Raw genomic sequence first — 382 nt, forward strand, 5'->3', positions numbered from 1 at the left:
CCATAACAAGCACGTTTGAGCTCCTTGATCTTACGGTTGATGCCCTCTATCGGTCCGTTAGAGTAGGACGATTTGGCGGCGTTAATTACGCCATTAAGATTCTTTCGTAGGGTATGCATGGCCGTATCTAGGGGCGTGCCGTTAGGCTGATAGTTAGTGATGATATTCTTGAGTTCATCAGCGTGACGCCCCATCAAAGCATTGTGGAGATCGATGTAGGTTTCATAAGCTGTTTTGAAGGCCGGAAACGTATCGGTTCCAATATCAATAGCGTTCTGTTCGGTCGAGTACTCATTCAGGCCGAAGAGGTAGCGGCTCTTTTGTGCGTCAGGGTTGGCCTTGTGGAATAGGCGCCATAGTGATTTCAGTACTTTATATTCCC

General features: G+C 47.6%; 1 protein-coding gene. It reads right to left on the bottom strand.

Annotated features, from left to right (window positions below; all coding sequences use genetic code 11):
- On the bottom strand, positions 1 to 382 hold a 382-nt coding region (locus LPKJCM_RS05285; RefSeq protein ID WP_165758571.1), incomplete at both ends, for a transposase.

The organism is Lentilactobacillus parakefiri, assembly GCF_002157585.1.
In the GTDB taxonomy this organism is placed as follows: Bacteria; Bacillota; Bacilli; order Lactobacillales; family Lactobacillaceae; genus Lentilactobacillus; species Lentilactobacillus parakefiri.